General features: G+C 38.8%; 3 protein-coding genes. 1 reads left to right on the forward strand and 2 read right to left on the reverse strand.

Features of this window, described 5'->3' with window-relative positions:
• Window positions 1–609, forward strand: a 609-nt coding sequence (locus tag F6K49_RS38325; protein WP_293105564.1) for a pentapeptide repeat-containing protein, incomplete at its 5' end; no start/stop codon positions are given.
• Between the two features lie 303 nt (window positions 610–912).
• Here F6K49_RS38325 and F6K49_RS38330 read toward each other — a convergent pair.
• Together F6K49_RS38330 and F6K49_RS38335 are read right to left on the reverse strand one after the other, a co-directional pair.
• The gene (locus F6K49_RS38330; protein ID WP_293105568.1) at window positions 913–2,064 is read right to left on the reverse strand and encodes a serine/threonine-protein kinase; all 1,152 of its coding nucleotides are present in this window, start codon (window positions 2,062–2,064) and stop codon (window positions 913–915) included.
• A gap of 11 nt (window positions 2,065–2,075) precedes the next feature.
• Window positions 2,076–3,210, reverse strand: a 1,135-nt coding sequence (locus F6K49_RS38335) for an NB-ARC domain-containing protein (RefSeq protein WP_293105574.1), incomplete at its 5' end; no start/stop codon positions are given.

Genomic DNA, 3,210 nt, shown 5'->3' on the forward strand with positions numbered 1-3,210 from the left:
CTGAGCAGGGCTGACCTGAGCGGGACTGATTTGAGCGAAGCTAACCTCACCAAGGCTGACCTGAGGGAAGCTTACCTGATTAGGACTCAAGCATTAGATTGTAATTTTACTGAAGTAATCTTTACCGGAGCTTGTCTGGAAGATTGGAAAATTAATCAGGGCACGAAGCTCAAGCATGTGATTTGTGAGTATGCTTATCTAAAATATGACTATACACAAGACAAATTCATTGAACGTCGCCCTAGGAATGAAACTCAGAACTTTGCCCCAGGAGATTTTAGTTGTCTGTTTCAGAAAGCGTTGGAAACTGTTGACCTGACATTCAGTGATGGTATTGACTGGAAAGCTTTTTTGCTTTCCTTTCAACAGCTCAGGGAAGAATACGGTGAAGAATACCTATCAATCCAAGCTATCGAAAAGAAGAGCAGTGGTTCGTTTTTGATTAGAATTGAGGTGCCACTAGATGCTAGCAAGGCTGAAATTGAGCGTCAGGCAAAAACACTATATGACACTAAACTCAGTACCCTTGAAGGAATATATCGTGCAGAATTGAAAGCCTCCCATGACCAGCTAGCAAGCTCCCGTCAGCGCAGCGCAAATCTGTGGTAAATTGTTAAACAGCAAGCCAATAGACCGATTATTTAAGACTTTTCCGTACCTGTTATGTTAAATTTCGACCTAGGATGGCAAAAACTATTGCTTACCAATAGTTTTTGCAATTATTTCCCGTTAGTTTAGGACGTTGAAGTAAAAAATCAAGGTATAGCTATCTTTGAAGTTGTTTTAACTAATAGTTTGGAATAGTAAGTCCGGAAAAGCCGCTAAAATAGATGTTATTGGTCTAGTACAAATGCTCTGCATAAGTGACATGCTCCCCTTGTTTTTATTGTAATTAGCGCGGGTGGCAAACCGCTATATTTTCCTAGACAGTAACAGCTTGTATACTCTTTTAATGAATAAAGGAAATTCTAAAGGAAATACTAGTGAGATGAACAGGATACTGAGGACTACAAACATTAGCAAAACTACAACATGCCTTGGATAGTCTACTTTAATAAGTAAACCAATTAAAAATAAGTTGAGGACAATGCTAAAAATTAATACTCCTGACTTAATAAAATTATAATTGCTATGCTTAACCCGTCTAATTATTAGAATATTATTATAATAATTATGATTGTCGTCAATTATTTCCATGAGTAAATCAATCATAGATAACAGAATTTCCTGGGTATTTTTGGGACGATTTTTCCAATCCGGTTCCATTAGAAAATCTATTAAGTTCAACAGTCTTTCCGAAATATGTGTTGCTTCATTTCGCCAGAACAACTGTTGAGTTTGTAAGTCTTGTGTAAAATCACTAGGGTGTTTACCACTGAGCAACCGCACAAAGGTACGACCTAAGGAAAAAAAATCAGATTGTGGATAAGCTTCCTGTTCATTCATCATCTCTGGCGGCATATATCCTAGGGTTCCAATACTGGTATTTTGCGAAGTAATTTGTTGAATAATGTATTTTTGGGTTAGTGCTTTAACTGCGCCAAAGTCAATTAATACCAGTTGTCCATTGGGTCTGATCATGATGTTATCAGGTTTAATATCCCTATGTAAATACTTGGGATGGATTTCCTTAAGTATTACTATCAGTTGTTTTAGCCAGTCAATTGCCTGTGCTTCAGTAATTAGTTGATTGTTCTGTCGCAGCCACTCTTCCAACGTTAGTCCATCAATCTTCTCCATCACCAAGCAGTGTAAGAAGTCGTCTTGGTTATTTTTATTAGGCACAAAACGGAAGTAGCTATCTGGCTCAACTCGGGGAATTCCTGGATGAGTGAGCTGCTTCAACACTTCTACTTCTCGCTGAAACAGCTCAACGACTTTTTCTCTCATCTTTGAATTGCTATAGTAACTTAATTTCAGGACTTTCAGCACTTTCCTTTTGCCTAAGTTACTTGAGTTAATACCAAGCAAATCTTCTACCTCAAAGGTTTGACTAAAGTTACCGCTACCTAACTTTTTAATAACTTTATAACGATTGTGTATTTCCTGTCCGATCTGAATCATAGTTACTTAAATCAGCCACCCTGGTAAAAACGTTTGTTAAGATACTTTTTAATTACAGGATCTAGGGTAAAGAAGACTTCCCCCATATCCTGATAATTTTTTTCAATAAGTGAACGTTGTAACAAATTATTTAGAGATGTCTTTATTTCTGAAGTCGCTCTGTTGGGATATGAAGAAAATTGAGCTAGCAAGTATTGAGTTGAAACTGGCTCGGTAGCCATGGCTAAATAGTTCATTAGCTCTTGATCGAAATCTGATAATAGAGAAAATTGCTTGTCGAACATATTGATTAAAACATCACCAATAAATAATGAGCCTTTGAGAAAATCAGAAATTTTACCATTATGGCAGTTTTGGATTGTCCTAACCGCAATCTTTAAGGCTAAGGGATGACCTTTGTAGCTATCAATTAGTTGTCCCACTCCATGCAAAGATTTAGAAATACCGTCCTTTGACAAGAGTGCTTTAGCGTCTTCCTTTTTCAAGCCTTTGAGTTGGAATTCCCGAATTCTTCCTTCCCTGATTACTAGTTCCTTAACTTCCTGGGGAGGTTCTTGACTGGTCAACAACAAGCAGCTTTGATGGCGTTTGCCGCCAATACATTGCAGTAATTTTCTATAGTCCTGGTAGCCCTCTTTGTAAATTCCAGAGGATTCACCAGCATCCATGATCGCTTCTACTTCATCAAGCACTACCAAACAACGATGCTGGTTGAGGTAATACATTAGTCGCGATAGCAGGTTATTTAGAGTTGTTGATGAAGGGTTTTCCTGATGGTTGGACAAGAATTGGATCAGGTCACTCAGAAGTTCTTCAACAGATGGAGTATGGTTGAGGGTACGCCAAATCACATACTCAAACTGATCCTTAATCTGTTCAACTAGCCTCACTGACAAGGCAGTTTTGCCAATGCCAGTAATGCCCAAAAGAGCCACCAATGGACAGTTATCTGTGACAATCCATTGCTCTAGCTGAGCCAGTTCGTTGGTGCGTCCGTAGAAATCCGATACATAGGGTGCGTCACTTAAATCGAGTTTGAAGAGGGGACTACTCTCGGTTCGCTCAGGAATAGAGCTTGACGGTTTTGGGACTGACTCGAGAACTAGCCGAAGATTTTTTTTGGTGACACGTTGTCCTGTTAGGTCT

This window comes from Moorena sp. SIO3I6 (assembly GCF_010672095.1).

Coding starts and splice junctions, on each gene's coding strand:
- F6K49_RS38330 (WP_293105568.1), bottom strand. CDS start 2,064: ATGATTCAGATCGGACAGGAAATACACAATCGTTATAAAGTTATTAAA.